The sequence below is a fragment of the Atopobium sp. oral taxon 199 str. F0494 genome (assembly GCF_000411555.1).
Taxonomy (GTDB): Bacteria; Actinomycetota; Coriobacteriia; order Coriobacteriales; family Atopobiaceae; genus Lancefieldella.
Map to the genome: position 1 here is coordinate 658011 of NZ_KE150486.1, position 26020 is coordinate 684030.

Here is a 26020-nt window from a genome sequence, read left to right on the forward strand (position 1 = left end):
GCAACTACACGGATTTCTTGAAGTTTTCCGCAAGACACGCCGCGATGTGAGCAGCTCCACGCACATTGGGATGGTCATCATCGGCAAAAAGCTTTGGGTCCGCCTTAAGAAGATTGGTCCCCTCGATCACGTCAATGCGCTCGGAGGCCGCCGCTTCCGCGATAAACCCAGGCATGTCCTCAAAGCAGGAGAGCGGATGCGTTTGATACGTTACTTCAAAATGAGGCGTTGGGGTCAGCGCGACTATACGAGCATCTCCATACGCGTGGCGAATCTCATGAAGCGTCCGCGAAATTTCGCGTTTAACCCGATCCCTGTCGGTCTTCTCGAAACGATAATTTCCACCGAGAGCCACTATGACAAGCTGTACAGGTTCAGGCGTCGTTGGCGCTTCCACTGTCTCAGGTTGAAAGACTTGCCCGCCAACGCTTTGATTTATAAGGCCGAGCTTACATTTTTTGGCAAGCTGCGCAGGCCACGTTTTTGCCGGACTCCCCGTCACAAAGCCCTGCGCAATGGAATCTCCTATCACTACCAGCTGCCCTTGCGGCTGCGCGGGCGAGAAGAACGACCCATTCCCATAGAGCATGCGCACCGCCGCGCTCGTCAAACACGGAAGCCAGATTCGCATGTGATGGATTTCGCCAAAGCCGGGAAGGCGTAGTTCTCGCTTCGCATCGTTTGGATTGGTCAAATCAACGTGTATGCAGGTGGGCGTCCCCAAAGGAAGCTGCGCCGTCCCTTCGGGACTGCCAAGCGAGATTGGCAGCAGCATCGCCTGCCTGCCGTCAATTTCAACCGCTACAGAATCATGGATACCCTCAGGCACCTGCCTCAGCACAGCCTGAGTTCCCTGAGGAAGCTTCTCTACCCAAAGCTCCAGCGCAATCACAGTGGAGTCTGTCGTAAACGAAAGAGACACGCCGGACGTGCAGCGAGCCATCTGCCGATACAATCCCGGATGCCACGCCAAACAACTGCCCAAAGCATGGAGCTGGTTCTCTGAAAACCGCTCGGGACGCGCCCAGCCATCGGCACGTTCTTCTCGCCAGAGCGCGCCCTGTAAAACGTCAACAGCAGGACGGCAGAGCCCATAAGCGGATATGTCCTGCTGCACCATTACCATCTATCCTTACAGTAACGACATCTCTGTAAGTATAGCGTCATTCACTCTTTTCAGCAGGAATCGCTGTTGCTGGGGCACCTTGAACATAGTCTCAATCGGCTTTTTTCTGAGCATCATGCTCACCAGGAGCGGCCACGCCTTTGCAGAACAGCTTGTCGACCCAGCCGGTAATAAGAGGGGCCGCAACAGCGGTAATAACCACCGCCGCCGCAATCTGAGCCGTTGCAATGGGCGCGATGTTGGTATACGAAGCGTCGGCTTCTACAAAGGCTTTCGGCGTCGTAGCGGCTGTTCCGGCAACCGTACCGGAAGCAACGCCGGCTTTGCCCGATCCGCCACAAAGCCTCTCAAAGAGCGAAGTCAAAATTCCGATGACGATGCAAAGCAACGCAAGCAGCACGCCGGAAAGACCGCCTTGAATGAGCTGCTCCAAACTCATACCGCAGCCAAGAGCAAACCCTACCGCCGCGATGCAGGGATTGATACCGGGGACCAGCAGGTTTTTGAGGAAGGGGCTGAGGTTGCCCATAATGACGCCCAGCACCAGCGGAAGCAGCGTTCCCACGTATACCAAAGGCTTGATGTCAGCAAGACCAGCGACACCGAGAGCCAGCATGGTAATCGTAGGTCCGGCAGTAAGGGCGAGAAGAGCCGTCGCTCCCTGCTCACCGGAGTCTCCGTATTCCGTCATGATGCCGGAATAGAGCGCGACATTGCAAAAGGCGATGCCCCCGATGATGGAAAGAGCAGACAGGCCGAAGAAGTTGTTGTCAAAGACCGCCGCCACGCCCAGGCCAAGCGCAATCGACAGAGCCAGTTTTGGCACGAGAACAACAATGCCCGTTTTCAGAGCCTCGGGAACCGCGCGCAGGTTAATGCTGGCTCCCATGAACAGTAAAAGCAGGCCGACAATCGTGGAGGATCCTTTGGCAATCGCCGTGGTAAAGCTGCCAACAGCCAGTACCTGTGGGAAAAAAGAGTTCAAGAGCAAGCCGGCAAGTAGCGGATAAAGCATAATGTCGCCGGGAATGCGAGGAACCTGAAACCCTCTTTTTTCTGCTTTCGCGGCCTGCTGTTCTGCGGATTGTGTCATAGACAGACGCCTCCCCTTTTGTACGGTCGAACCTCGAGCACGCATCAACCCGCGTAAGGCGGGAAGATGTTTCGGTTACTCTATCAGCACAAAAGCTGAGATCCTTCTCATCCACAAGTTATTAACCATTTTGTAGCAAATGGATGGTGCCGCAAAGTTATACCTTGCCTCCCTCGACAACGATAGTCTCCGGATCAACATCATCGCCATAAACGGGTCTGAGCGTTTCCTCATAGTCCTTGTGGAAGAAACTCTCCTCTGCCAAAGGACCGGTTATTTCATTGTTGATAAACTCCAGAAGCGTAGTGTTGCCCTTGTGGACAGCGGCCGCGATAGTGTCAGCGTTTCCCAAGTCATCGACACCCACGACAAAACCGGGATTGGATTTTACCCACGCCAAAACCTCCGTGTTGTCGGTTGAAAACGCGTCTCCCCGTCCGTCAAGAAGAGCGTTGTACGCGTCGGCGTAGGAGTCAAACTTTACCAGCTGTACGTTGGGGTGCTGTTTTTCAAAGTACGTTTCCGCAGTCGTCCCCTTGGAGACGATAAGCTTTTTGCCTTCGAGCTCATCAACGCTTCTGATAACCGCGGCCTCAGGTGAAACAATGCCCAGCTTGATCTTCATATACGGCAACGAGAAATCAACCTTTTCAGCACGCTCATCGGTCACAGTAAAGTTCGCAAGCATGATATCAACCTTGTTTGACTGCAAAAACGGCACGCGATTAAGACCGTCGGTAGAAACGTAGCGCGCCTCCACGCCAAGATCTTGCGCAAGCCGATTGCCAAAAACAACATCATAGCCGGCGGGATTTCCATCCTTATCGACATAGCCAAAGGGAGCCTTATCGGAAAAATAGCCGATATTGACAGCGCCTGACGTCTTGATATCGTCAACGGAGCGGAAACGATCGGACGCCTTCGCGGCGGCACCTCCCCCTGCCGTCTGAGACCCACCATGGTCGCAAGCGGACAAAACGAGGGCGGCAGAACTTTCAACAATACCAAGAAACGCTCGGCGCGTCAGCTGTACAGAGATACTCTTCATAACAAACTCTTTTCTTATTCCGAGATGGGGTTATGGGAAACTTTTTCAAACTCAAACGTCCGCAGAAATTCCTTTGCTCGAGCGGTTGAGGGTGACGAGAAGAACTTCTCGGCATCATCTGATTCCTCAACGATAGTGCCTTGATCAATCAGTAGGATGCGGTCTGCGACGGCGCGGGCGAAACGCATCTCATGCGTGACGATGACCATCGTGAGACCCAGTCGCGCCAACTCCATTACTACACCAAGGACTTCATGCACCATCTCAGGATCAAGAGCCGCGGTTATTTCGTCAAACAGCATGACCTCAGGATTGGTCATGAGCGCTCGAACAATAGCGACGCGTTGTTTTTGTCCGCCTGAAAGCGATGAAGGATATGAATCGCGCAAATCCCACAGACCCACACGGCGCAGCCATTCTTCAGCCTGCGCAAACACCTCTTCTTTCGCGCGTTTTTGCGCGACAAGTGGCGCTAAAGTGACGTTTTTCATCACGCTCATATGAGGGAAGAGGTCATAGCTCTGAAATACCATGCCGATACCCGCCGCCGCGTGATCGCGCTTCTCGCCGGAAATTTGCTGCCCGTTAAAAAATACCACGCCTCCCTGGATATCTTCCAAGCCAACAATACAGCGCAAAAGCGTTGACTTCCCGCAGCCGGAAGGTCCGAGCACCACGACAACCTGACCGCGGTCGACAGAAAACGAGACGTCGTCAAGAACGGGCTTTTTACCTCCATAGGACTTCACAAGGTGGCTGACCTCAAGCACGGGCGCTTTGGCATCAGCGCGTTCGGAAACGGCGGTAGATTCATCAGTACGCATCAGCGCATCCTCCTCTCAAGCCTGCGTGCAATAAGCGATAAGGGGGAGCAGGCTGCAAAGTATAGAAAGAAAACGGTGCCATACACCCACAAGGCACCTGTCGTGGGAAATTGAAAACGGTAGAAATCAGTGATTTGTGAACCGACACGAATAAGTTCTACAACACCGATTAAATTGCAGAGCGCTGTTGTTTTGATCATGCGCGTCATCAGATTGATTGCAGGCGGAAGCAGTCGCGTGACTGCCTGAGGCAAGACAATGCGCGTCAACGTTTGTTTTTTAGAAAGACCCAGTGCGAACGCGCTGTCATACTGGGAACACGGAATCGATTCGAGAGCTGCGCGGACAAGATCTCCCAGCTCAGCGGCTCCCCAGAATGTAAAGACCACAATAGATGCCTCAAACCCATCGAGATTGACATCAAACCAAGCAGCCGTGCCAAAGAACACCACATAGAGCAAGACCAACTGAGGCATCACACGAACGATTTCCAGATATAATCTCAGAACAGCACGGGCAACTCGCTTGCGCGAAGTCATCATAACTCCCACGAGAATACCAAGAGGAATTGAAAGCGCCGCCGAGAGAAGACCTATCTCAACGGTGACCCAAAGCCCTCCCATAAGACGAGCTATGACATTGTCTTGAAGAAGAATGTTATCGACGAGCATAGTCAAACCTCTTCTCAAGCCAACTGCCAAAAAGAGACAGGGGAACTAAGATAACGGCATATGACACCACCAGCATAAAAAGGGCTTCCGTTGTGTTGTACATCATGCCGATAAGATCCTTAGTTACAAACATCAAATCAGCCAAGGCGATGCCGGAGACGACCGAAGACTCCTTGATAAGAAAGATGACGTTAGCGACAAGACCGGAAAGAGACACTGAAAACGCCTGTGGAAGAATCACATACCGCAATGACTGCAAGCGCGACAAACCGAGCACTTGCGATGACTCATATTGAATGTTTTCGACAGAAGCTATGCCGGCCCTCAGAGACTCAGACATATAGGAGCCTCCGAGAAACGTGAGACCCACCACTGCCGCTGCTTCAGCGTCCATTGTAAGACCGAGCTTGGTCAAGCCGAAATATATAAGGAAAATCTGTACCAGCAAGGGTGTATTTCGAGAAAGCTCCGTATACGCTGTAATAAGCCACCTTGCTATTGAACTGTTTGTCTGCATAGCCATGGTGCACATAAGTCCCACTATAAGCGAAAATACAACGCCTAAAAACGATATGACAATGGTTGTCTGCGCGGCCGCGGCATACAGGGGAAGATACTTCCCGATGAAGCCCCAATCCATGCGATTATAATCCTCTCCAAAACGCACGCCGTAATCTGCGTACCTATCGCTGTCTGTAAAAGATGGAATGGCGTAACGCCCGAACCCTCACCAACTAGAGAGACAAAAAACGACTAGCCCCTCGTCCTATAGGACTCGGGCACCGGACAGATCGCGGTACATGCGCAAGGCATGGGATATGTCATCGTTTCGAATCGCATGGTAGTAATCCTACTTGCAACTAGGAATTTGTCAACCGCCCGTAAGAAACAATAATCATTTGGAAACATTTGCTCCATCAGCAGCTTCTTTGACCTCTGAAAAAGCCTCGATAAGATCGTCGAGCGTCATACAAGCATGAGCGGGGCTCGTAGAGGGCAGCGGCACAGAGGCTATCTTACTATCAGGCAGGATAAAGCGACGATAAAGCCGCGTAGCAGCGCCTCCGAGCGTAAATATGCGCACTATGTCAGCCTGTGCAAGCAGCATGTCGATAGCATTGGGGACGGGATTTTCGATACTTGCATCAGACGCCCCGACAATGTCACATGATGCAAGAACATCGCAGAGAGCAATATGGTGCCTGTGGCAAAAATCTCTTTTCTCATCGATTGTGTCCGGAAGATTTTCTCCCCAAAGACCCGCCATAACACGCCAGAAACGGTTTTGTGGATTGCCGAAGTAAAAACCGATCGCCCGCGATTTAGGACTTGGCATTGATCCTAAAAGCAGCACGCGGGATTCTCTGTCAATAACGGGAGGCAGAACATTTTCAACGTGCTCCCGCTTGTGCATCCGTGTACCTTGCAAGGTTCCACGTTTGTCTCGCGACAATTTAGTCACGCGCTATTCTCCCTCTCGAAGAGGCTCCACGAACTCCATGGCATCATCGAGACGAATCACGGTGGCCTGTCCGTATCCCGCTCCTCCTACGGTTCCTGTGTCAATTCCCCATTTGTCATGTACGTTGCCCGTGGCGGGCGTAGCCCCAGCTCGAATATACTGCGCAAGACCCTCTTTGTTCTGAGCGCTTCTGTTAAAATCCGAGCCGCCAACTGACGCCAAGTAAGGCGTAGGAGTATGCCCACATATAACTATAGGCCCCCTGCCTTCCGCATCGATAAGCCCCGTCGGCCGAGACCAGAAATCTTCCCGAATCCACAACAAGTCATCTTCTTGCTGGTTTTCTACGAAAGCTCGAAGCGTCTCAAGAGTCCAGACGGGAGGCACCGGCGAAACACCCGCGCGAATCCCCGCGTGAACAAGAATGTAAGGGCGATTCTGCACTATACCCTCATGGTGCAACGGTAGATTGAAAAGCCATTGCGAAAGCTCGTGCAGTTTCTCATCGGACCAACCTTCCAGCTGATCAAGCGTTGCACCGCCGCCGTTGTAAAGCCACGTAATCAGCGCTTCCTTGTCATCGGCGTTGGCCAGAGCGCGGGCCATCATCTGCTCATGGTTGCCCTGCAGCATAACCACATGGGGCAATGACTTGACAACCTCCACAACGCCCATCGGGTCAGGTCCGCGATCCACCATATCGCCAAGGCATATGAATTGATCATCCTCGGAAGGGGAAATTCGGTCAATCACCCGTTTCAGCGGCGCGCTGTGACCATGAATATCTGTAAAAACGTAAGTCGCCACAAAAGTCCTAACGGTTGAGCAGCCTCGGGCCGTCCTCCAAAGACGGCTTGCCGTCAAAATTGAGGCCATGCGTCAGGTTCTGAGCCGCCTCCAGGTTAAAGTCATGCGAGAAGAACGTATCAAGCGCATAGGGAACATTTGCCAGCGCAGCGTCATAGAGACTCCAGAAACTCTCATAGCGTTTCTCGCCTGTTGCAGGATCAATCCACATAGTACCCAAACGGTTATCGAAATCAGAATCAGCCGAGGCGCGTGGCCGGTGGGAAATAGCCTCCAGCAAAGAATACCGCTGCGTACCGAACGTACGCTCCATATGACTTAGCACCTTTATCTTTTTGCCGCTTGGCGAATATGCCAGATGCTGCATCATGCGATTATCCACTACTGCTGACGAGAAGATCCTCGTATCAGTAGGCTGATCATACGTCCAGAGCAAAACATAGAAGTATACGCGATCAAGCACATAGAGCGTCCGAAGTGAAGCGCGCAGCGTTTCTGAATACGGGCGATACGTCTTGACGGTCTTGCCCGTCCGAGCGTAGAGGATTGCCTCATCAAGGTCGCGCTCTATCTCCGCATGCACCACAGGAGCCGCTTTTTCGTCCAGCCCCTCAACACCCATCGACGTCAGATTGTCCTGCAGAAAGAAAATGAATGGATGCGTTGTGGTATCCAACAGATAATGACAGAGAAAACCCGCGATATACGCTCGCGCGACCGCCACGTCTTTCAGTGGCAAGGGCGCAATGGCATCCCGCATAGACAACAACAATTCAGACGTACGCGCCTTGTGCATCAGCGAACCCATGGTAGCCCATCGATGCAGCAATGGATCGACCTGCAAGAAGAAGAGAGGGTCGGGGCCCTGATTGCCTAAAAGGAAGGCTTCCTGCTCTTCCATTGTGGCAAAGCCAAGCCTACCAGCCGCGATTTCAAAGGCGTCTTTGCCAAAGAAATCGTGAGTTAAAATTGCCGGCATACTCTCCTCCTTCTACATCTCACGTGCGCTCACAAAACGCATGCGCCTTGTTCGCTGCACATATCGCTACGCAGCGCTTCAAAATATAGTTGCCATTGTATACCCGCTTTCGGCCTCAACTATTTGAGCGCTTGCGTCTCTTTTGTGTTTCTTGCTTGTCCAAGCGCCTGCACTCCCAAGGTAAGCGCTCCGAGAACACCCCTACGCTAGATGAGCCTCATAACCAGCGTCCTCCACTGCCTTGACGAGCTTCTCGCCAGAAACATCGCTGTCAAGCTCAATAACGGCGGACTTTTCTTCAAGTGAAACTTCCGCCTTGACAACGCCCTCAATGGCCTCAAGAGCCTTGGTGACGTGCATGACGCAATGCTTGCAGCTCATTCCTTCAACATTCAGTTTCTTTTCCATGACGTTTTTCCTTTCCTTCACTGCAGATGCAGCTGTTACAGATGACAGAGTCGAACTTGCGACAAACCCTGATTGGACTTGAGTTTTTATGGGTTCTACTCGGTTGATATCAATTTCTTTTGGTTTCCATGTGCGCAGGCGCAGCGCGTTAGTTACCACAAAAACTGACGAGAAGCCCATGGCTGCAGCGCCTATCATCGGGTTGAGCGTTATCCCCAAGGGCGCCAGAAGACCCATGGCCACAGGAATACAAACCGTATTGTAGAAAAGCGCCCAGAAGAGGTTTTGCTTGATATTTCTCATGGTAGCTCTTGAGAGTTCTATTGCTCGAACAACGTCAGCGGGATCAGAGTGCATGAGTACGATGTCTGCCGAACTGATAGCAACATCGGTGCCTGCTCCAATCGCAACGCCAATGTTTGCGCGGGCAAGAGCTGGAGCATCATTGATGCCATCGCCAACCATAATGACATGTTCGCCGGACTCTTGAAGGCGACGGATCTGAAGTTCTTTTTCGCTTGGCAAGACATCAGAAATTACCTGATTAACTTTAAGTTTCTGTCCGATGACGGCAGCTGTAGTTGCTTGATCACCCGTAAGCATGACAGATTTGATGCCCAAAGCTCGAAGCCGTGTGATTGTTTCTTCGCTTGTCGGCTTAACTTCATCCGCAACAGCAATGAGCCCGATGAGCTTGCCGTCTTTTGCAAAAAAGAGCGGCGTTTTCGCATCAGCGGCAAGGGTATCCGCATGTTGGATAAGTTCGCCCAGAATGACGCTTTCCTGCTCCATAAGACGAGCGTTTCCCGCAACAATCTTAGAACCTGCATTCGTTGCCGTAAGACCGCCGCCAGCCACCTGTTCAAAATCCTGGAGCTTGAGGTTCTTCTCGGCAGCAGTGCAGGCTTCGGCATATTCTTCCTCAGCATACTCAACGATAGCTTGCGCCAGAGGATGCTCACTTTTGCGTTCAATCGCAGCCGCCAGCTCAATAAGATCTTGCTTGCGTACGCCTTTTGCCGCAATGACATCGGTTACGCCGGGTCTGCCCTCGGTAAGCGTTCCTGTCTTATCGAAAACAACAGTCGTTGCATTGACCGTACCTTCAAGAGCCTCAGCGGACTTGACGAGAATGCCATGAGAAGCCCCGAGGCCAGTGCCAACCATAATCGCGGTAGGCGTCGCAAGTCCAAGCGCGCAGGGGCAAGAAATAACCAGTACGGATACCGCGTGAGAAAGTGCAACAGCAACATCGCCCGGCGCAAAGACAACCAGCCAGCCGATAAACGTCACAAGTGCCAAAGCGATGACCACCGGAACAAACACGCCTGCAATAGCATCGGCAAGACGCTCAACAGGCGCTTTAGAGCTTGTCGCCTCATCGACAAGATGGATAATGTTAGCAAGGGTCGTATCGTCGCCAACAGCCAGCGCTTGCATTTTGAACCACCCGCTGGTAGAAGTCGTAGCGCCGGTTACATGTGAATCCACCGTCTTTTCTACAGGAAGCGGCTCGCCCGTAATGGCTGATTCGTCTACCAAAGCTTGTCCCTCGCACACGACGCCATCTACGGGAATGGATTCTCCGGCGCGAACTACCAGGATATCGCCTGTGTGAACAGAATCGATTGGAACAACTTCTTCCTTGCCGTGACGCTCCACCGTAGCAGTCTGAGGCGCTAAGTTCATAAGAGCTTCAATAGCGCCTGTCGTGCGACCCTTCGCGCGAGCTTCAAAGAATTTACCAAGCGTAATGAGGGTGAGAATCAAGCCGGCCGATTCAAAGTACATGCCGTGCATAGCGGCGTGAGCAGCTTGCATATCCCCTGTCGCAAATGCGTCTGCCATCTGATAGAGACTTACCACACTATAGGCAAAACTTGCGGAGGAGCCTAAGGCGATAAGGGCGTCCATGTTGGGAGCTCCGTGAATAAGCGAGCGAAAACCGCCGATAAAATAGGAGCGATTGATACACAGTATCGGAACACAAAGCAGAAGCTCAGTCAGAGCTAAGTTCAACATGTTTCGCATGCCCACAAGCTGCGGCGGAACAGGCAAGCCAAGCATACCTCCCATAGCGATGTAAAAGAGAGGAACCGCCGCTACCAATGAGCCTATGAGCTGCCTCTTTTTTGATTCTACTTCCTTTTGAGAGGCATCAGCGACAGCGGTTTCTTTTGAGACCGCAGCTGCCGATTCTAAGCGAAGATGCGCTTCATAGCCTGCTTTGGAAACCGCCGTGCTCACCTCTTGGAGGGTCTCCTCGCCACCGTCATAGTCGATTTCCATTGAGTTTTTAAGCAGATTGACACGAGCCGCAGACACACCGGACACAGAAGACGCAGCCTTTTCTACGTGAGCCGCACAGCTCGCGCACGTCATACCAGATATATCAAAAGTTTTCTGATTCATTTCCCAGTGCCACCTTACATGAACTTCTTGAAGAGATCCATAACTTCATCGATAACTTCGGTATCGCCTTGCCGCACCCGATCAACTACGCAAGACGTAAGATGATCGCGCATAATCTCTCTGGAAACCGCCTTTACCGCAGATTCCACCGCCGCAAGTTGGATAAGGACGTCTCCGCAGTAGCGATCCTCCTCAACCATGTTTTTAATACCGTTGAGCTGACCAATCACACGGTTGATGCGTCGTGATACGCCAGATTTAAGCTCTTGAGAGCGCGGTTTATCCTTACGCGAGCAGCAGGAATTGTTTGAAGCAATCTGATTGCTCGCAGCTGAGCCTTCAGATAGCGTATGTTGTGGTTTGCCATGTACAACAGCTCGAATAAGCCTCTCTGATGATGACATGCGCTTCCCTTTCCGTACAGCAACCCTTTGCAGGCACTCTTTTTGCAACATCTCGCATATACATGCCTCTAGGTGGCTCTTGATCGTAGTCTTTCTGTATCAACCTGCATCCTAGGTTTTTCTACCAATCATAATACCCCCTAGGGGCATTTTCAAACAGGTAAAAAAGTGACGGCCACCTCGCTGTGAAGTGGCCGTCAATGACGTTTCCTCTATGCTGCGGCGCGTAAGCCTAGTGCTTCTTCAACACCTTCACGCCCACAGCCGTACCAATGGCCGCCGTGCCGACAAGCGCCGTCGTAATGAACGGCAGAAAGCTCACCGGATCACCCATCTGAGGCAATGCTCCACGGGACCTGGTCTTGGTCGCGGGAGTCTTGGAAGCAGGAGACTTTTCTTCCGGCTTTCCAGGCTTTTCTGGATTGTTTGGCGCCTTAACGGTATACGCCAGCTTTGGAACATCAAAGTTTTCCGCTGCACCCTGAACACCTGCGGAATTGACAGGCAAAAGCGTTGCTTCGGTGTTGGTGGCAAGCTCGTAGTCGCCCGGCGCGGTCGGAGCCTTCGTCAATGTAACGTCATACGTCAGTTTCACAGGCGCAAAGTTGGAAACCGGCTCGTGCGCGGTGAATTCAAAGGTATCCGTATCCGCGTTATAAGCCAAGGTGAAACGAGCATTTGTGGATCCTGTGCTATGGAAGCTCCAGGTATTCTCGCTCTCTTTCGTAGCTTCAAGCTGTTCGTCACCAACGCTAACTTTTGCTGTTCCAGGGATGAAGTCGAAATCGTAGTTGTCGCCCTTGCCCATAGAATCAGTAATCTTAGATCCTGTGCCACAGGCGTACAGGATGTTATTGGTAATCTGCGTGAAGTCAAGCGACGCACCTCCATTGAGCTGGTTCATAAACTTGACCGAGAAGTCAGAGTCACTGCCCGTACGCACGGCATAGCAGGTATAACCGCTACCCTTCAAAGCCTGCCATACGGTATAAGCCTCATAAACCGCGCGGTCAGGAGCCATGGCGTGGTCAGCTTGGGTTCCATGCTCAATGAACGCGAAACTTGGATCGGTGATGGCTCCCGTCACAGGATCTTTCACCTGGCTTGTAGCGTCATTGCCGTAGGTTGTGAAGTCGCGCGCATATGTGTCACCGTCGTGCGCAACCCATCCGATGAGGTGGGAATAGTAGGTGTCCCAATCGCCGTAAGGCATGGCATAGGTGCTTGAAGTAGGCGTACGCGCCTGACGCCATTCATCAATCATGCCGAAGTACACGAAGTTCTTCGGGTCAATTGTACTTGCGGCCTGCTGAGACGTCGGATCGGTGTATGAATACTGATAGTAGATGTCCTTTACTATACCGTCCTCGGCTGTAAACAGACGCGTCAGACCGTCACTTACCAGAATGACATACTTGCGTTTCGCAGGTGTAGCCGTATCCGCGTCCAGCATGTCCTGAGCCTTAGCTAGGCCGCCCTGCATGTTCGTACCGGAGTTCAAACTTCCTGTGTAGCCTCCTGAGATGGCGTTCTTGAACGTGTCAACATTGCCGGCGTTCAGTTCCGACAGGTCCTTTTCTACATGACCGTCGCCTCTAAACGACACGACACCCACCTTCACACGATCGGTACCCGATACTTCAGTAACAAGCCTGTCAAGCGTTGCTTTAGCATCGTTGATGGCATCGTCGCTGCAACTTGAATTGTCCACGACGAACACAACATCAGCTGAAAGCTTGGACTCGGGACTCGAAAGCTGGAGCGTGACGCGAGCGGTCTTGCCCTCGTCAATCCATGTTGCTGTCTTCGATTTTGAAATTGTGTCTGCCCATGCAGATGTTGGAAGCGCGATGAAGCAGGTTGTAACGAGCATAACGGCGCATGTGAGAATCAGAATTCCCTTCTTGCGCAGTGACGGTACGGTTTCCCTCATTGCGATCTCTCTTTCTCTATGGAGATTTTATGAATATACTAATGCACACATTATATGCTCGTATAGCGATAAAAGTGACGAAATTTTAAATCCAGTATAATTTTTTCCTGCAAAGGAGATTGATATAGGCTACAAACTAAGGCTAAAAGAGATTCGGAACGAGCGAAAAACTAGGAAAAGAAAGAAAAAAGCAGCCGCTACAAAGCGACTGCCTAATTTTTTATGGAGCCAGCTACCAGACTTGAACTGGTGACCCCCGCTTTACGAGAGCGGTGCTCTACCAACTGAGCTAAGCTGGCACATGTGCGATGCGAAAACTTCTTGATACACAGCTACGCAAGCATATGCGGCTAACAACTATACGGGGAACATCGTTGCATTTCAAGCCATAATTTAGAGAAGCCGTAAAATACCCCTTACAAGCCGCTCGAAATCATCCGCATAGCGTTTTGCAGCTTCAAGAACGCTCTTGTGGGTGGTACCGCGCGCGCCAGCGGGATTGGCGGCTAGCGTCAGTCCAAGCACGTTCATGCCAAGCGCACGGGCCATAATAACCTCAAGCGCCGTCGAAACGCCCGCATAAGAAACATTCATGGCACGCAACATATTGACCTCAGCAGGAGTTTCAAAATTAGGGCCGAGAAGACCGGCGAAAATTCCTTCTTCTACGGTAATGCCTAAATCATCCGCAACACCGCGTGCAAGTGTACGGAGATAAGGAGAATATGCGTCGTTCATGTCGACAAAAGGAGTTTTAACGTTCTTGAGACCCGCCCATTCGGCAAGAGGGTTGGTACCGGTAAGATTGATTTGATCGGTGATGATGCCAAGACCGGTACCGGCGTTTCCCGGTACAGAACCAGTAGCGCCTGCAAAATGATGTCCCGGCAGCCCAGGTGATGGGCGTGCTGAACCAGCGCGGTCACTTCGGCAGCAGAATATCCCTGGTAGAGATGGACACGTCCCGGATACACCACCACGGGAACATCATCAATAGTGCCAATGGTCGCCTCGAACTTGTGCCCGTCAACAGGCTGAGCATCAATCGGAAAACCATCGATATCACGATAATCAATACGCCGCACAGGCTTCACAAGACGTGCCAGATGCCCTAAGCCTGTTCCAAGAACAAGCGCAACAGGATGTTCAACAGACGGCTTTACTGACTCAACGGTCTTCTCGGTAACCACGCAAATCCCCTCCTCCTCCAGACGACGGGCAAATACGCCCTCGCCAGAGATTACTTTTCCAGAGTAGGTACCATCATAAATCTCATGCACGCCGCAAGACGGGCTTCTGGCCTTCAAAACGGCAAGCGTCGCGCCAAACTCTTTAACGGTAGCAAGGGCACACTGAGATCCTCGCTCAAAGTCAGCGGTAACATCGAGGCCATTTTTGAGCCACACCCGGTTGCCGCGTTGCTCAGCAGGCGGTCGCGGTACAGGCAAGTCGGCGGATGTCTCAGGACAAACGCACACCGCCTCAGTCTTTGCAGCGAGCTCTTGAACAGCGCGAGTAAGCTTAGAGCTGCCATCATAGCGAACGGGCCATCCTGCTAAACAAGCGCTCAAGGCAATCCTCATTGCAGTCCTTACTTCTTACCTGAAAGAAAAACCTGCAATCATGCAGTTGATTGCAGGTTTTTGCGGTCATACGAAAATACAAACTTACAGAGCCATTGAGTACGCTGTTACTGAAGCCTTATCCAAGACTTTATTGACAATCTCACGCCACTCTGCAGCTGCCTGAGTTGCAACCTGCTTATAGTTGCCACCGGCAACATTGTAGGCTGCCAACGCCGCCTCATAGGAAGCGGAATCGTTTGAAATGGAGTAACCGTTAAGCGCCTGGTAATAAGCGCCGTCAGTTGAGGCCCATGTATTTTTCTCTGCGTCCCACTCATTGCCGGCAAGCGAAATAATGTACTTGGCGTATTCTTCGCTGGTAGTTTCCTTATTGCCGTCAGACGGAGCCTGCGGCGCTGTGGGAAGCTCGGGTACCTTAGTGGTAACAACGGAATTCCGATACTTCTCAATCGTGACAGCCTGACGCAAAAGTTCTTTTGTGGCATCGGCAGAAAAACCGTACTGCTTACCGATAGCCTCATAATCATCGGTCTTCAAATTTGTTTTGGCATATTCACTGACATCGTCATCAGAAGCGGAGAAACCAGCTTTTTCTGCTTCCTTTAAAATGACCTTATTGCGCGCATAGCCCACAACCTTCTCCATAGCAGGAACTGCGTAGGAGCCGTCCTTCTGCTTAGCAGCTTCAACACCGGTTGAGGCCTCAAGGACTTGGCGGACCGTAATATTTTCCGTCTTTCCGTCAATGGTATACGAGCCAATGTTCGTGTCGAGCTCTCCCTCTGAAACCACGGTCTTGCCGATTCCCGTGCTTCCTCCAACAGGAAGGTAGTGGCCGAGTAAAACTCCCACTACAAGAGCAAGAACGCATACCACAGGAAGAACAATCTTCATGTTCCAGTGCTTTGTATCAATTTCTGGCATAACAAACCTTTCATTACTCGTCCGCTTTGCGCGGTCACATGATATGAACCGTAAGCAGTTTACCCTAACAGCTGAGATTTTTACCCGATTACAGCAACTCTCCCGTATTTGCACATACTCATACCTGCTCATATGTACAACAATTTTGCAGTAAGAGTCCAAACAAAGGTCTCTTGCCGCAAGCTTTTCTAGTCCCTACGCGCTGTATGCGAGCCTTAAGGCATATGTGAGCGATAAGAAAAAGCGCTTACTTTACTGCAGCAACAATCTCCGCGGAAAATTTCTTCATATAGCCTGAGGCGTTTTCGGAATCAAACAGAAAACGTTCCTTCAGTGCCTTTTTAGTCTCTTTGGAGATATCACTCTTTGCAAAAGCAAGGATGCCGATAAGCATGTCGTAATACTCCGCGTCACCGTGATAACACTGAATGGCCTCATTTAACAGTGGCCACGCTGCATCAGAGTGCTTTTGAGAAGTAGAACCATACCGCGCAAGGAATAAAAAGGCCGCTAAACGAACCGTTGAGGATGATTCATCAAAAAGAGACGCCTCTGCGCCGTCAAACGCTTTGACTACTTCCTCTCCATATTTCTCGCTCAGATTTGCGAGAGCAGAGAGAATCTCCCATCTTGTCTGCGCCTCAGGACGATACAGCGCGTCAATGAGATCTTCAACCTTACCTTCGAAAGCCTCAGGAGCTGTTGCCGCGATGTCCGCAAGTTCATGAGCGGCCTCTTGACGGTGGCGGCGGCTTGAATCAGACAGGGATTCGATATGCTGCGAGACCGTCTTAATCTGCGCTGCAGACGGCTTTTTTGCCTTAGTCGCCTTGGGCGCCACAGCCTTTTGATCGGCTGGTTTATCGGAAGCAGATTTGACAACCTTTTTTTGCGACGCTTTCGACTTCGTCGCAGCTGTTTTCTTATCAGTTTTTGGTTTTGCCGCGGCCTGTGTCTTAGTTTTGACCTTTGACTTCGCCGCGCTTTCGGTTTCCTGAGAAGATGTCTTGTCCTTCTCGGCGGTCTCTTTTTTAGTAGCCATCGAAGCAATTCCTTTCTCTGCTTTTTTGTCTACTCGTCACGAAAACCGTCAACCATCGTTCCGGTTTTCTCGTCCTTATGAATTTTAATAAATCCGAGTCTCGATGCCTCCTGAAGTAGAGCAGTAAACGAACGATATCCATATGTCGTCTCTGAAAAATCAGGACGCTTGCGTTTCATGGTCTGCTTAAGCTGCGAGGCGTAAATAGCTTGATCGTTCTCACTTTGCAGCGAGTCAATCGTCTGAAACAGCAGCTTATAGCACTTTTGCTTGTCTTTCGGCACCTTGGATCGGTAGCTGGGATAGGGGCCGGGCAGCTTTTCTTTATTAACGATGTCCTCATAGAAAATGAATTCGTCGCATACGCCTTCAAGAAGGGACGCCGTACCCATTTTTCGCCCTATGCCAATAACTGTCTTGTCATATTCTTTCAGCTTTGCCACAAGCGGAGAGAAATCGGAATCACCTGAAAAAATGGCGAATGTGTCAATGTGTTCTTTTGCCAGACATGTTTCAAGGGCGTCAACCGCAAGATGAATGTCGGCAGAGTTTTTGCCTTTTTGGGAATTATCCGGAATCTCGATAAGTTCAACACCAAGCTCGTGGAGGATTGGCTTCATGTTCTCATGGCGGCTCCAGTCACAATATGCTCGCTTGATGGTAATGCGGCCTTTGTCGACAAGTCGTTCAAACACAAGCTTGATATCATCCTGTGACCCATTTGAGCCCACAGGGAAATTTTCATAATCAATAAATACCGCGATAGAACTCTGCGGTGTAGGTATCTCGCTCAATGTACCTGCTTTCTATTACTCGTGGTGGTGGTGATGACCGCCGCAGCATTCATGACCATCGTCGTGGTGATGGTGCCCGCCACAGCATTCGTGGTCGGCGTCGTGATGGTGATGACCGCCACAGCATTCGTGGTCGGTATGGTCATGTTCATGGCTCTGTTCAGGCTCGTCTATCTCAAGAAGCGACCAGTCAATGCCGGCGGCGGCGCCTGTCTGCTCATCGCTGTACAAGAGCGAAAGTGCCTGCGTGCCCATGCGGGAACCGCCAACCTGACAGAGCATGTCAAAGAGAGTAAACGCTGTTTCGGCGCCCGGAAGCGTAATATCCAAATCTTCAGACTGCGCGAGCGCGAGCGCAATATCCTTACGGAAATGTTCCGCCAAAAATCCAGGTTTGAAATCGCCTGCAAGAGACTTCGGAGCAAGCTCCTTAAGCGCACGAGAAGAGCCCATGCCCGATTCAATCATACGAAGTGTCTGCTCGACATCAAGTCCGCCCTGCTCAGCAAGGGCCATCGCATCAGCATAACCCATCATGCACGAAGCAAGAGATACCTGATTGCACAGCTTTGCCGTCTGACCTTTGCCAGCGCCTCCCATGCAGTAGATGTTTGATGAAAAAACTTCAAGCAGCTCGCGGACGGGTTCAATGTCCTTCTCTGTTGCTCCCGCCATAAGTGTCAAAGTGCCCGCCTGAGCGCCCGCTTCTCCGCCGGTCACAGGGCAGTCAAAGGCGTGCTTATCCTCAACTTCAGCGGCATCGTGAATATCGCGAGCCAACTGGGGTGAAGAAGTAGTCAAATCAATCATCCAAGCTCCGCGTTTGGTAGCGCGCAGCAAGCCTTCCGTAGAAAGATACACGTCTTCGACATCGCTTGGATACCCAACCATGGTGCATACAACATCGGCATGAGCCGCCGCTTGAGCAACGCTTTCTGCCCAATGGGCTCCTTGCGCGAGAAGAGCCTCTGCTTTCTCTCGAGTTCTGTTGTGGACAGTCACATCATATCCCGCACGAAGGAGATGACCCGCAATGGGAGCTCCCATGATACCTGTACCAATACATGCGACCTTCATGCTCTTGCCTACTGTCATGAATTACCTTTCTACATACGCGAAGTTTACATACGCTGAATTTATATGCGGAACTCTTATAGCTCTTGTATACGAGCAGTATGTGCTAGCGACTACCCCGAACCTTATTTGCGATTTTATCCGCAAGCGACATCTTCTCCCGACGGTCAGTCCCCCAAAACACGATTGCTACCATGCCTGGGCCCACGTGAGAGCCAATCACAGGACCAACGGTGCTTTGGATAACAGTAACGCCTTCGCAACCCTTTTCTTTCCTAATCTGCGCCTCAACCCATTCGGCGTCCTTTTTTGCGTCAGCTGAAACAATAGCTACAGGAAGTGAAAGATCATGCGAGTAATTATCCCGAAAGTCCTGGATAATGGCTCGAAGCGCCTTTTTGCGCCCGCGACAGATTGTTTTGAGCGTCAAAGCGCCGGCCGCATCGTAAGAGATTTCGGGTTTGACGTCGAGCTTTCCGCCGATATTAGCGGCGGCCGGAGGAATACGTCCGCCGGCAGCAAGCGAATCGAGAGTTTCAAGCGTGAAATAACCGTGCAAGAAGTAGTGGGCATCATGCGCCCACTCTGCCAACTGCTTTGCGATCAGTCCCGCATTTGCCTGATGAACGGCCTCAATGGCAAGCAGCTCCGCCGCAACAGATGGAGCGCCATTATCGACAACATACAGCTCGAAGTCAGGGTATTGTTCCTGAATCATTTCCGCTGCTTGCTGAGCGGCATAAAATGAAGAGGATAACGCTGCGGGAAAGCAAAGATATACCGTTGGGGTACCAACTTTGGCGGCACGCTCAAAAACTTCAAAATAATGGCCAGGAGTCACCGCAGAAGTCTTGTAATGGAGTGCCCTGTTTTTGCGCATGCTCTCATAAAAATCATGCGCGGAAGCGGTCTTCCAGCCATCGTCGAACTTCTCGCCATCAGGCCCTGTATAGGGAAACTCGATGACCTCCACGCCCAGTTGCTCCGCAATGCCCGGCGCGAAATCAGCATTTGAATCTACGATGATGTGAACGTTGCTTGGCTTATGGTACGCAGTGCCGAGCGCGTGATTGTGCCCGACACCGCCTTTTTCTGCATCTGTCTTTTTTTGCGTCTCGTCGACGTGCTTAGTCATTATGTTCCTCAATCCTTGGCTTGATGATTCCGTATCCACCGTTCTTACGATGGTAGATAACATTGGTCAAACCTGTTGTGGAATTAACAAAAACATAAAAATCATGGCCGAGAAGATCTGTCTGTACCAAGGCCTCTTCTTCCGTCATAGGGAGAAGATCGATATATTTTTCACGCACCAGCTGGTCATCAAGGTCTTCCTCAGGTATATCGATAAGTTTCGCAAGCTCCTCTTGCGACAATGCCTGCATGTGAGAATTCTGAGCATGGTGGTGCTTGTCGACAATGCGCGTCTTATATTTGCGAAGCTGACGTGATACTTTTTCCGCAGCCTCGTCAATGGCGCTATACATATCATCGTTGCTTGAAACTACGCGAACGACACTATTACGAACGAATACCGTTACTTCAACGGACTTGCGCTCGAGATTTGAAGGATTCTTGTCCACACGAAGAACAACATCGCATGTCATTGGCTGGATGTCAAAAACTTTGAGAGCTCCGCCAATCTTTTCTTCAACGTGAGAACGAAGGGCATCAGAAACCGTTACCTTGCGTCCAGAGAGTTTAATATCGACCATAGAGACCTCCTAACGACTGCGTGCACGACCTTTGTTTTTCAAAGATCGCTGCTGTTTTGATACCCATTAGTACACCAAATGTGTCCACAGAAGCAGAAATAACGGCAAGCGGAGTTCCCTATTCGGCAAGCGCTCTAAAAGCATGTGCTCAAGGCTGCATTCCCAGTCGCTGAAGCATGGCTCTCTATCCCCAGGCGGCAAGCATATAAAATGCCTTTCCAGCTGACCTGGTATTTGACCCCACACTCGCGCACCGGAGCGGTTGCTTGGACACGGTGTATCCTCACTGAAAGCTCTCTCGCCTGCGAAGCCGTGTGCCTCAGAGATATCAGACGGTGCGACTTACTTCTAGGACGAGCCATGCTCGCTTGGAAAGCCAAGCTTACGTGGATCCTTTTGACCTCGTCTGCCATGGACTAGGAAAACCGTATCATTTTCCGCAACCACAGACCTGGAAAGGCTCTCAAAGTATACCTCGCTGTTCTGAGAAACGCTTGTCCACTCACGAGAATACTCTCTTTGTTCACCAAACTCGGGCAAGCGCACCTACAGTCACCGAGGCCGCTCCTTGCGCATGCAGCACCCGTGTGGCTTCACGCACAGACGCACCTGTCGTAATAACATCATCAAGCAGAAGCAAACGAGCTCCTGACACGTCTGAGATTGTCGAGACAGTCCCCTGCAGATTTATTGTCCTGTCCTGAACACCTAAGCCACGCTGATCTTGGGCTTCCGGCCTCGTGAGCACGTCGGCAAGGGGCAGCTGCGCCTGACGACAAAACGCCTCTGATACAAGCTGCATATGGTCAAAGCCTCTTCTCGCGTACGCTCGTTTTGTAGCGGGAATAAAACATACGCCATCGATTGCATCGGAATCCCATCGGGGCAATCCGTCCGGCGCAGGCCACGCTTGCGCTTCCTCTAAGGCCGTAAGAATTGCCGCCGCCATAAGAGGCGCGAGCCGAAGTTCATGAGCGTCTTTCAGATTCGTGATCATACAAGCCGGAGGCCCTTTGAAGCCCATGGCGCAAACAACGCTCCTGCTTTCCCAAGCTTCCTGTGAGGGATGCTTTCCCATACATTCCGAACACACGATAGAACCAAAGGGCGTGCCGCAATGAGGACAAGCCCATCTCTGCTCAATCCATGGGAGCGTCGCACGACATTCTTCACAAAGCAATTCACCGGGCATATTGCAGACAACGCAACGCGTCTGCCACATTAACTCCAGCGCATCCTGGCCAATATCACAAAGCGCAGAAAAAGCAGACACAATACCCCCTTAAAAAAAGACGGGGGTTATACGTGTTTAGTATAGCAGCCCATGCCGTTCCGTCGCCTAATTGCTACGCTCACCGTCTTATGAGGATTTCTCAGCTCCGCACAGGTCATTTGCCATAAACTTTTATATGACTACATTTGGATTGCTTGGGGGTACCTATGATTTATATCGGCAATTTCAGCTATAACGACGCGAAAGACGATAAGGACAACTACTGCCTTATGCCCTGCATTGTTGAGGCTGCAAACACAGATGAGGCGCTCGAGCTTTTCTCTGAGCATTTGTTTGAAGTAAGCAAGATGTCCGATCTTCTTGACGGAGCTCAGGAAATTTATCTTGACTCTATCATTGAGCTGCCTGAAGTTCCTTCGTCCCCGCTTATTGCGCAGTGGCAAAAGATTATGCCTGCAGGCGATGGCCTCTGCAGTATCACAAGCGCCCTGCCCACCGTTGAGTTTGACGATGATATCGCCAACGCCTACTCATGGAATGAGACAGAACACAGCCATGATTCTGACGATGACGAATACGATCATGAAGACTACGGAACTCTTGACGACCTTAACGAAGAGCTGCTGGAAGAGCTCGCGCAGGACGAAGAACCCTTTATGCGCTTTTAGCGTACCGTAAAGAAAGCGCAAGAGAAATTTCTGCGTCACAATCCCCGCTAGAGATTCAGCGCGTCTTTCTTGTCGGCAATGTACAGATAGGAAAAGATTGCCGCAAGCGCGCTGATTGTTGTCAGCCCCAAAATAGTACGCATGGGTAGTGATGACGTCTGGGTATCGGCGTTAGCGGACGTCTCAGAGGATGAGGCTGCCTTTTGGGGCGCCTCAACGGTGCTTTTCTGACTTTTTTCAGTCTGTTTCGAAAGAGCATCTATAGTAGTTTTTACAGTACTTTGCGTCTGTATGCCACTTGTACTGTCACTCTGACGAGCATTGACACGCTTTTCCGTTTGATGCTCATCTACCGCATCAGGTACATCTTTGCGGTCAGACGGCTTCGGCGGGTCTGCGGGATCCGGTTTGTTTGTATCATCGGAAGTTCCCTTACGCGCAACAAGGGCAAACAGCACTCCGGAGTCATTGGTATAGTACAGATTTCCCGCCGCGTCACAGATGACCGATGATGAACTGCCCTTCTGATACTGCTTCTCAGGCGTATAAATCTGCACTGCACCTGCAGAATCACCAAGCTTATATCTCCAGACACCACCGGTTCCGTCGGTGCTCGTGAAATATACATATGTACCGCTATCCTGCTTCGAAACGAGAGGGGCGCTCTGCACTCTGCCTTCTCCCGCATAGACGGTATGCTCTATCGTTAGCGTTTCAAGATTGATAACAGACAGACATGCGCGCGCTTCTCCGCTCGATGTATCTGTTCCGCCTACAAAAACCCTGTTGCCACTAATTGTAGGCGTTGAGAAAGATTCCTGAGCAAAGGAAACCTCTCCTGTTTTGTTCAAGACATCCCCGCACTTTGAGAATACATGCAGCACGCCGTCTTTGGTAACGGCAACATAGGTACCATCTCCGATTGAAGCATCAACCGTATGCGGCAGAGGAATGATTCCTGTTCTAACCGGCGCACCAAGCGCAAGTTCCGCTTTGACGAGCCCGGTTGCGCTGTCAAAAAGAGTTACGTTTCCAGACTCATCACCAACCATGAGCCTATTACCGGCAGCCACGGCGCCAGACCAGTAATATCCCGTCGGCTGATGCGGGCCGTACGCTTTACGCACGAGCCACGAAATTCCGCCATCGGTAAGACTCACGCACACGAGTATGCCTGAAGTACTCTCACTCAACATCTTTGTAAAGCCCGCAATAACGAAAGAGCCGTCAGAAGAAACGGTCAGCGATGAGAGCGTTTGATACGTAGCGACATATTCCAGCAGCATCTGAGAGCGCCAGACGCAATCAAGCTCTGTCAACGTGAAGGCTGAAAGACGACCGTCCTCAGTTGGAACAATCATCATGCCTTGAGCAACAATGGGACGGGACGTCCTTGAGATACTGCCTCCTAAAACTACCTTTTTGAGAATGTCACCCGTTGTCGCGTCCACCTTATACAGCATGTTTCCACGCGCGAAATACAGCGCGTTACCTACAATAACTTGATCAGATACGGCAAAGGGCATCTCGCCGTTCATCTGCGGCGCAATAGTCCAGCGAACATCAACGGCGCCGGTAGGAGTAAGGGCGTCTACCGCGGCGGAGTTCTTTCCATTGGGATAGCCGCCCCAGTCGGGCTTCACTTCCGGATGAGAAGCCTGTGGCTTAAGGATAAGTTCCTGTTCTTCAGTGGGAACTGCGGCTCCTGCAATACCGTAGCGCCATTCAAGAGTGGCATTGGCATCAAGAGATGTTTTGTCGACAGTTTTTTGAGACACCTCACGCCCGTTGACAAAGAGTCTCCACTCTATTGTTGTCTGAGTCGTTGCATCTTCTTGAGCAGAAAGAGTCAGATTCTCAAAAGGCGATGTGACGCTGACCAGCTTGCCGTCAGTCATGGTATACGTAAGATTGTGGCTTTTGAGGTAGCGTTCGGTTACCTCAGCAACCGAAGTCCCCTTTTGTATCTCAAGAGACTCATCGGAAGCCCAATATTGCGTCGTACCTTCTTTGTTCTGTCCAACAATCTTGATAGTCACTTGAATGGTAGCTGTATTGTTTGACGTCATAGAGCCTTTAGCGGCTGCATCCAGCGATGATGTATCCGTTGTGTCCGCAGTTTTTTCAGATGGAGTCTGCTCAGCGTCTTTCTGAGAAGACGTGGGATTGTCGGGAGTTTCCTTTGGCGAGAGCGCGCTTTTCTCGGCAGAAAAATTATTGCCGGTATCTGAGGACGTTCTTTCATCATGCGTGCTTTTAGTCGCTGATTCAGTTGCTGATTCGTCAACGTACGCAGAAGCGTCTGTCTGGCTAGAAGTCGCTGCATATGCAGACAAAGGCATCAGTGACAGAGCTACTACGAAGGACAAAAGGGTTGCTATGACCCTTTTTCTCATATTAACGAATCCTCCCAACCTGAGGCCGATGAGCCTTATGAGCAAACACTAGAATTCCAATACCCAAAATTACCAGCGGCATGCTGAGAAGTTGCCCCATAGTGATAAAACCACCAAAAAGATATCCAAGCTGCTCATCCGGAACGCGAACAAACTCGATAACAAAACGGAAGATGCCGTAAAGCAGCAAGAACACACCAATGAACGTGCCCTGAGGACGAGGCGGATTTTTCCGGGAAAGCGCGTAAAGTACTGCAAACAGTACTAAACCCTCGAGAATAGCCTCATAGATCTGGGAGGGATGACGGTAAACCGCTCCACCCGTTTCAAACATGACTCCCCACGGAAGATCCGTTGGCTTACCCCACAACTCTCCATTGACAAAGTTTGCACAGCGGCCGAAGAAGAGACCCAACGGAGCGCCGATAGCCGCTAGATCAGCAATGGTGGGAATCGAAAAATGCAAGAAATGACAGGCAAGCGAACCGCCAACAATGGCGCCGACAAGCCCTCCATGAAAGCTCATGCCAGCACGCGCGAAAATATCAAGTGGATGCTCGAGATAGTACCCAGCTCCATAAAAAATGACATAGAACAGGCGTGCTCCGATAATAACCCCGAATGCAATCCCTAAGAGGATATTAAGGGTATCGTCCACCGTTATAGTAAGATTCCAGCGGCGCGCAGTGCGATACAGTATGAGACCCGCCAAGGTAAAACCAGCAAGATAGGCAAGGCCGTACCAGCGGACGGAGAGCGCTCCAATCGAAAAAGCAACAGGACTTAAGGATTTGTAGAGTTCGTCAAGATACACGTTCTTCTCGCCACCTAATCCTGAAGGATGTGCGAGGGGGTAGCTCCACGCTGTCCTTGATAATGGCTCCCAAGATTTTTGGAGCCGTAGGGTCGCTCAACAGGCGAACTCATGCGCTCAAAAGAAAGCTGACCCACACGCATGCCGGGATGCAAGATGATTGGAAGGTTTGCGACGTTGGAAAGCTCAAGGGTCAGCTCACCGTCCCAGCCGGGATCGACGTAGCCTGCTGTCGAGTGAATCATGAGCCCCAGGCGGCCCAGCGTCGATTTGCCTTCAAGTTTGCCCAGGATATCATCGGGAATAGCGATGCGCTCAAGCGTAGTGCCTAAGGCAAACTGGCCTGGATGCAGGACAAACACGTCGCCCTCAGGTACATCGATAGATTCCGTAAGGCCTTCCTGCGAGGTCAAAGGATCAATGAACGCGTGGGTGGAATTTCGAAAGATTCTAAAGTTTGAACCGAGACGCACATCGACAGAAGCAGGCTGGATATTTTGTTCAAGCAGCGGCTCAATAATAATGCGACCAGCTGAAAGTTCACTCTTAATATCATAATCTGAGAGGACCAAAGCGTCCGCCTTTCATCAAAACCATCATATGCAA

At 51.1% G+C, this 26020-nt stretch carries 25 protein-coding genes and 1 tRNA gene; 1 reads left to right on the plus strand and 25 read right to left on the minus strand.

Annotated elements, in window-relative coordinates; translation table 11 throughout:
• Positions 1-4: 4 nt before the first annotated feature.
• From HMPREF1527_RS02910 to HMPREF1527_RS03020, 22 genes are all read right to left on the minus strand, one after another.
• Positions 5-1120 carry an SGNH/GDSL hydrolase family protein gene (locus HMPREF1527_RS02910; RefSeq protein ID WP_016477206.1) on the minus strand — a complete coding sequence of 372 codons (1116 nt, stop codon included), beginning with the start codon at positions 1118-1120 and terminating at the stop codon, positions 5-7.
• A gap of 97 nt (positions 1121-1217) precedes the next feature.
• Positions 1218-2219, minus strand: a complete 1002-nt coding sequence (locus HMPREF1527_RS02915; protein ID WP_016477207.1) for a 2-keto-3-deoxygluconate permease — start codon at positions 2217-2219, stop codon at positions 1218-1220.
• A gap of 157 nt (positions 2220-2376) precedes the next feature.
• Entirely contained in the window at positions 2377-3267 is an 891-nt protein-coding gene (locus HMPREF1527_RS02920; protein ID WP_016477208.1) for a transporter substrate-binding domain-containing protein, read from the minus strand.
• Positions 3268-3281: 14 nt separating this feature from the next.
• A complete protein-coding gene (locus HMPREF1527_RS02925; protein ID WP_016477209.1) occupies positions 3282-4091 on the minus strand; it encodes an amino acid ABC transporter ATP-binding protein in 810 nt (269 codons plus the stop codon).
• Positions 4091-4762 (minus strand): amino acid ABC transporter permease, encoded by a 672-nt coding sequence (locus tag HMPREF1527_RS02930; RefSeq protein ID WP_016477210.1) that lies wholly within the window; start codon positions 4760-4762, stop codon positions 4091-4093. The genes HMPREF1527_RS02925 and HMPREF1527_RS02930 overlap by 1 nt, the downstream gene beginning before the upstream one ends.
• Entirely contained in the window at positions 4749-5402 is a 654-nt protein-coding gene (locus tag HMPREF1527_RS02935; RefSeq protein ID WP_016477211.1) for an amino acid ABC transporter permease, read from the minus strand. The genes HMPREF1527_RS02930 and HMPREF1527_RS02935 overlap by 14 nt, the downstream gene beginning before the upstream one ends.
• Positions 5403-5657: 255 nt before the next feature.
• Positions 5658-6176, minus strand: coding sequence for a DNA-deoxyinosine glycosylase (locus HMPREF1527_RS02940; RefSeq protein WP_035433655.1), 519 nt, complete (start codon positions 6174-6176; stop codon positions 5658-5660).
• Between the two features lie 51 nt (positions 6177-6227).
• Positions 6228-7031 (minus strand): metallophosphoesterase family protein, encoded by an 804-nt coding sequence (locus HMPREF1527_RS02945; protein ID WP_016477213.1) that lies wholly within the window; start codon positions 7029-7031, stop codon positions 6228-6230.
• 7 nt (positions 7032-7038) lie between these two features.
• On the minus strand, positions 7039-8010 hold the full coding sequence (locus HMPREF1527_RS02950; RefSeq protein WP_016477214.1) for a zinc dependent phospholipase C family protein: 972 nt from the start codon (positions 8008-8010) through the stop codon (positions 7039-7041).
• Between the two features lie 201 nt (positions 8011-8211).
• Entirely contained in the window at positions 8212-10830 is a 2619-nt protein-coding gene (locus HMPREF1527_RS02955; RefSeq protein ID WP_016477215.1) for a heavy metal translocating P-type ATPase, read from the minus strand.
• Positions 10831-10844: 14 nt separating this feature from the next.
• Positions 10845-11234: a metal-sensing transcriptional repressor gene (locus HMPREF1527_RS02960; protein WP_016477216.1), complete on the minus strand. Its 390-nt coding sequence runs from the start codon at positions 11232-11234 to the stop codon at positions 10845-10847.
• A 232-nt stretch (positions 11235-11466) separates the two neighbouring features.
• Positions 11467-13167, minus strand: coding sequence for a vWA domain-containing protein (locus HMPREF1527_RS02965; RefSeq protein ID WP_016477217.1), 1701 nt, complete (start codon positions 13165-13167; stop codon positions 11467-11469).
• A gap of 223 nt (positions 13168-13390) precedes the next feature.
• A tRNA-Thr gene (locus tag HMPREF1527_RS02970) sits at positions 13391-13466 on the minus strand.
• A 94-nt stretch (positions 13467-13560) separates the two neighbouring features.
• A complete protein-coding gene (locus tag HMPREF1527_RS07900; protein ID WP_369745360.1) occupies positions 13561-13992 on the minus strand; it encodes a hypothetical protein in 432 nt (143 codons plus the stop codon).
• A complete protein-coding gene (locus HMPREF1527_RS02975) occupies positions 13902-14750 on the minus strand; it encodes a 2-thiouracil desulfurase family protein (protein WP_016477219.1) in 849 nt (282 codons plus the stop codon). Before HMPREF1527_RS02975 ends, HMPREF1527_RS07900 begins: the two co-directional genes overlap by 91 nt.
• Before the next feature lie 84 nt (positions 14751-14834).
• On the minus strand, positions 14835-15677 hold the full coding sequence (locus tag HMPREF1527_RS02985) for a hypothetical protein (RefSeq protein WP_016477220.1): 843 nt from the start codon (positions 15675-15677) through the stop codon (positions 14835-14837).
• A gap of 247 nt (positions 15678-15924) precedes the next feature.
• Positions 15925-16719, minus strand: coding sequence for a hypothetical protein (locus HMPREF1527_RS02990; protein ID WP_016477221.1), 795 nt, complete (start codon positions 16717-16719; stop codon positions 15925-15927).
• Positions 16720-16748: 29 nt separating this feature from the next.
• Positions 16749-17513, minus strand: coding sequence for an NYN domain-containing protein (locus HMPREF1527_RS02995; protein ID WP_016477222.1), 765 nt, complete (start codon positions 17511-17513; stop codon positions 16749-16751).
• Positions 17514-17528: 15 nt separating this feature from the next.
• Positions 17529-18608, minus strand: coding sequence for an NAD(P)-dependent oxidoreductase (locus HMPREF1527_RS03000; protein WP_035433658.1), 1080 nt, complete (start codon positions 18606-18608; stop codon positions 17529-17531).
• Between the two features lie 85 nt (positions 18609-18693).
• Positions 18694-19722, minus strand: coding sequence for a DegV family protein (locus HMPREF1527_RS03005; RefSeq protein ID WP_016477224.1), 1029 nt, complete (start codon positions 19720-19722; stop codon positions 18694-18696).
• A complete protein-coding gene (hpf, locus tag HMPREF1527_RS03010) occupies positions 19715-20302 on the minus strand; it encodes a ribosome hibernation-promoting factor, HPF/YfiA family (protein WP_016477225.1) in 588 nt (195 codons plus the stop codon). The genes HMPREF1527_RS03005 and hpf overlap by 8 nt, the downstream gene beginning before the upstream one ends.
• A gap of 523 nt (positions 20303-20825) precedes the next feature.
• On the minus strand, positions 20826-21575 hold the full coding sequence (locus tag HMPREF1527_RS03020) for a ComF family protein (protein WP_016477226.1): 750 nt from the start codon (positions 21573-21575) through the stop codon (positions 20826-20828).
• Positions 21576-21742: 167 nt separating this feature from the next.
• Here HMPREF1527_RS03020 and HMPREF1527_RS03025 point away from each other — a divergent pair, with 167 nt between their 5' ends.
• Positions 21743-22204, plus strand: coding sequence for a hypothetical protein (locus HMPREF1527_RS03025; RefSeq protein WP_016477227.1), 462 nt, complete (start codon positions 21743-21745; stop codon positions 22202-22204).
• Between the two features lie 47 nt (positions 22205-22251).
• Here HMPREF1527_RS03025 and HMPREF1527_RS03030 read toward each other — a convergent pair whose 3' ends face one another.
• From HMPREF1527_RS03030 to dcd, 3 genes are read right to left on the minus strand one after another with little or no spacing between them, the layout of a single operon-like run.
• Positions 22252-24600, minus strand: coding sequence for a PQQ-binding-like beta-propeller repeat protein (locus HMPREF1527_RS03030; protein ID WP_016477228.1), 2349 nt, complete (start codon positions 24598-24600; stop codon positions 22252-22254).
• A gap of 1 nt (position 24601) precedes the next feature.
• Entirely contained in the window at positions 24602-25414 is an 813-nt protein-coding gene (lgt, locus tag HMPREF1527_RS03035; RefSeq protein ID WP_016477229.1) for a prolipoprotein diacylglyceryl transferase, read from the minus strand.
• 14 nt (positions 25415-25428) lie between these two features.
• Positions 25429-25986, minus strand: a complete 558-nt coding sequence (dcd, locus tag HMPREF1527_RS03040; RefSeq protein WP_016477230.1) for a dCTP deaminase — start codon at positions 25984-25986, stop codon at positions 25429-25431.
• Positions 25987-26020: the final 34 nt, after the last annotated feature.

What these genes read in the sequence shown, in the direction of transcription:
- HMPREF1527_RS03000 (WP_035433658.1), bottom strand. Translation starts at nt 18,608, where the DNA reads ATGACAGTAGGCAAGAGCATGAAGGTCGCATGTATTGGTACAGGTATC.
- HMPREF1527_RS03030 (WP_016477228.1), bottom strand. Translation starts at nt 24,600, where the DNA reads ATGAGAAAAAGGGTCATAGCAACCCTTTTGTCCTTCGTAGTAGCTCTG.
- HMPREF1527_RS02955 (WP_016477215.1), bottom strand. Translation starts at nt 10,830, where the DNA reads ATGAATCAGAAAACTTTTGATATATCTGGTATGACGTGCGCGAGCTGT.
- HMPREF1527_RS02950 (WP_016477214.1), bottom strand. Translation starts at nt 8,010, where the DNA reads ATGCCGGCAATTTTAACTCACGATTTCTTTGGCAAAGACGCCTTTGAA.
- HMPREF1527_RS03005 (WP_016477224.1), bottom strand. Translation starts at nt 19,722, where the DNA reads ATGACTAAGCACGTCGACGAGACGCAAAAAAAGACAGATGCAGAAAAA.
- HMPREF1527_RS02975 (WP_016477219.1), bottom strand. Translation starts at nt 14,750, where the DNA reads ATGAGGATTGCCTTGAGCGCTTGTTTAGCAGGATGGCCCGTTCGCTAT.
- HMPREF1527_RS02990 (WP_016477221.1), bottom strand. Translation starts at nt 16,719, where the DNA reads ATGGCTACTAAAAAAGAGACCGCCGAGAAGGACAAGACATCTTCTCAG.
- HMPREF1527_RS02930 (WP_016477210.1), bottom strand. Translation starts at nt 4,762, where the DNA reads ATGCTCGTCGATAACATTCTTCTTCAAGACAATGTCATAGCTCGTCTT.
- HMPREF1527_RS02940 (WP_035433655.1), bottom strand. Translation starts at nt 6,176, where the DNA reads ATGCACAAGCGGGAGCACGTTGAAAATGTTCTGCCTCCCGTTATTGAC.
- HMPREF1527_RS02985 (WP_016477220.1), bottom strand. Translation starts at nt 15,677, where the DNA reads ATGCCAGAAATTGATACAAAGCACTGGAACATGAAGATTGTTCTTCCT.
- HMPREF1527_RS02915 (WP_016477207.1), bottom strand. Translation starts at nt 2,219, where the DNA reads ATGACACAATCCGCAGAACAGCAGGCCGCGAAAGCAGAAAAAAGAGGG.
- hpf (WP_016477225.1), bottom strand. Translation starts at nt 20,302, where the DNA reads ATGGTCGATATTAAACTCTCTGGACGCAAGGTAACGGTTTCTGATGCC.
- HMPREF1527_RS02920 (WP_016477208.1), bottom strand. Translation starts at nt 3,267, where the DNA reads ATGAAGAGTATCTCTGTACAGCTGACGCGCCGAGCGTTTCTTGGTATT.
- HMPREF1527_RS02925 (WP_016477209.1), bottom strand. Translation starts at nt 4,091, where the DNA reads ATGCGTACTGATGAATCTACCGCCGTTTCCGAACGCGCTGATGCCAAA.
- HMPREF1527_RS02910 (WP_016477206.1), bottom strand. Translation starts at nt 1,120, where the DNA reads ATGGTGCAGCAGGACATATCCGCTTATGGGCTCTGCCGTCCTGCTGTT.
- HMPREF1527_RS02935 (WP_016477211.1), bottom strand. Translation starts at nt 5,402, where the DNA reads ATGGATTGGGGCTTCATCGGGAAGTATCTTCCCCTGTATGCCGCGGCC.
- HMPREF1527_RS02960 (WP_016477216.1), bottom strand. Translation starts at nt 11,234, where the DNA reads ATGTCATCATCAGAGAGGCTTATTCGAGCTGTTGTACATGGCAAACCA.
- HMPREF1527_RS02965 (WP_016477217.1), bottom strand. Translation starts at nt 13,167, where the DNA reads ATGAGGGAAACCGTACCGTCACTGCGCAAGAAGGGAATTCTGATTCTC.
- HMPREF1527_RS03025 (WP_016477227.1), top strand. Translation starts at nt 21,743, where the DNA reads ATGATTTATATCGGCAATTTCAGCTATAACGACGCGAAAGACGATAAG.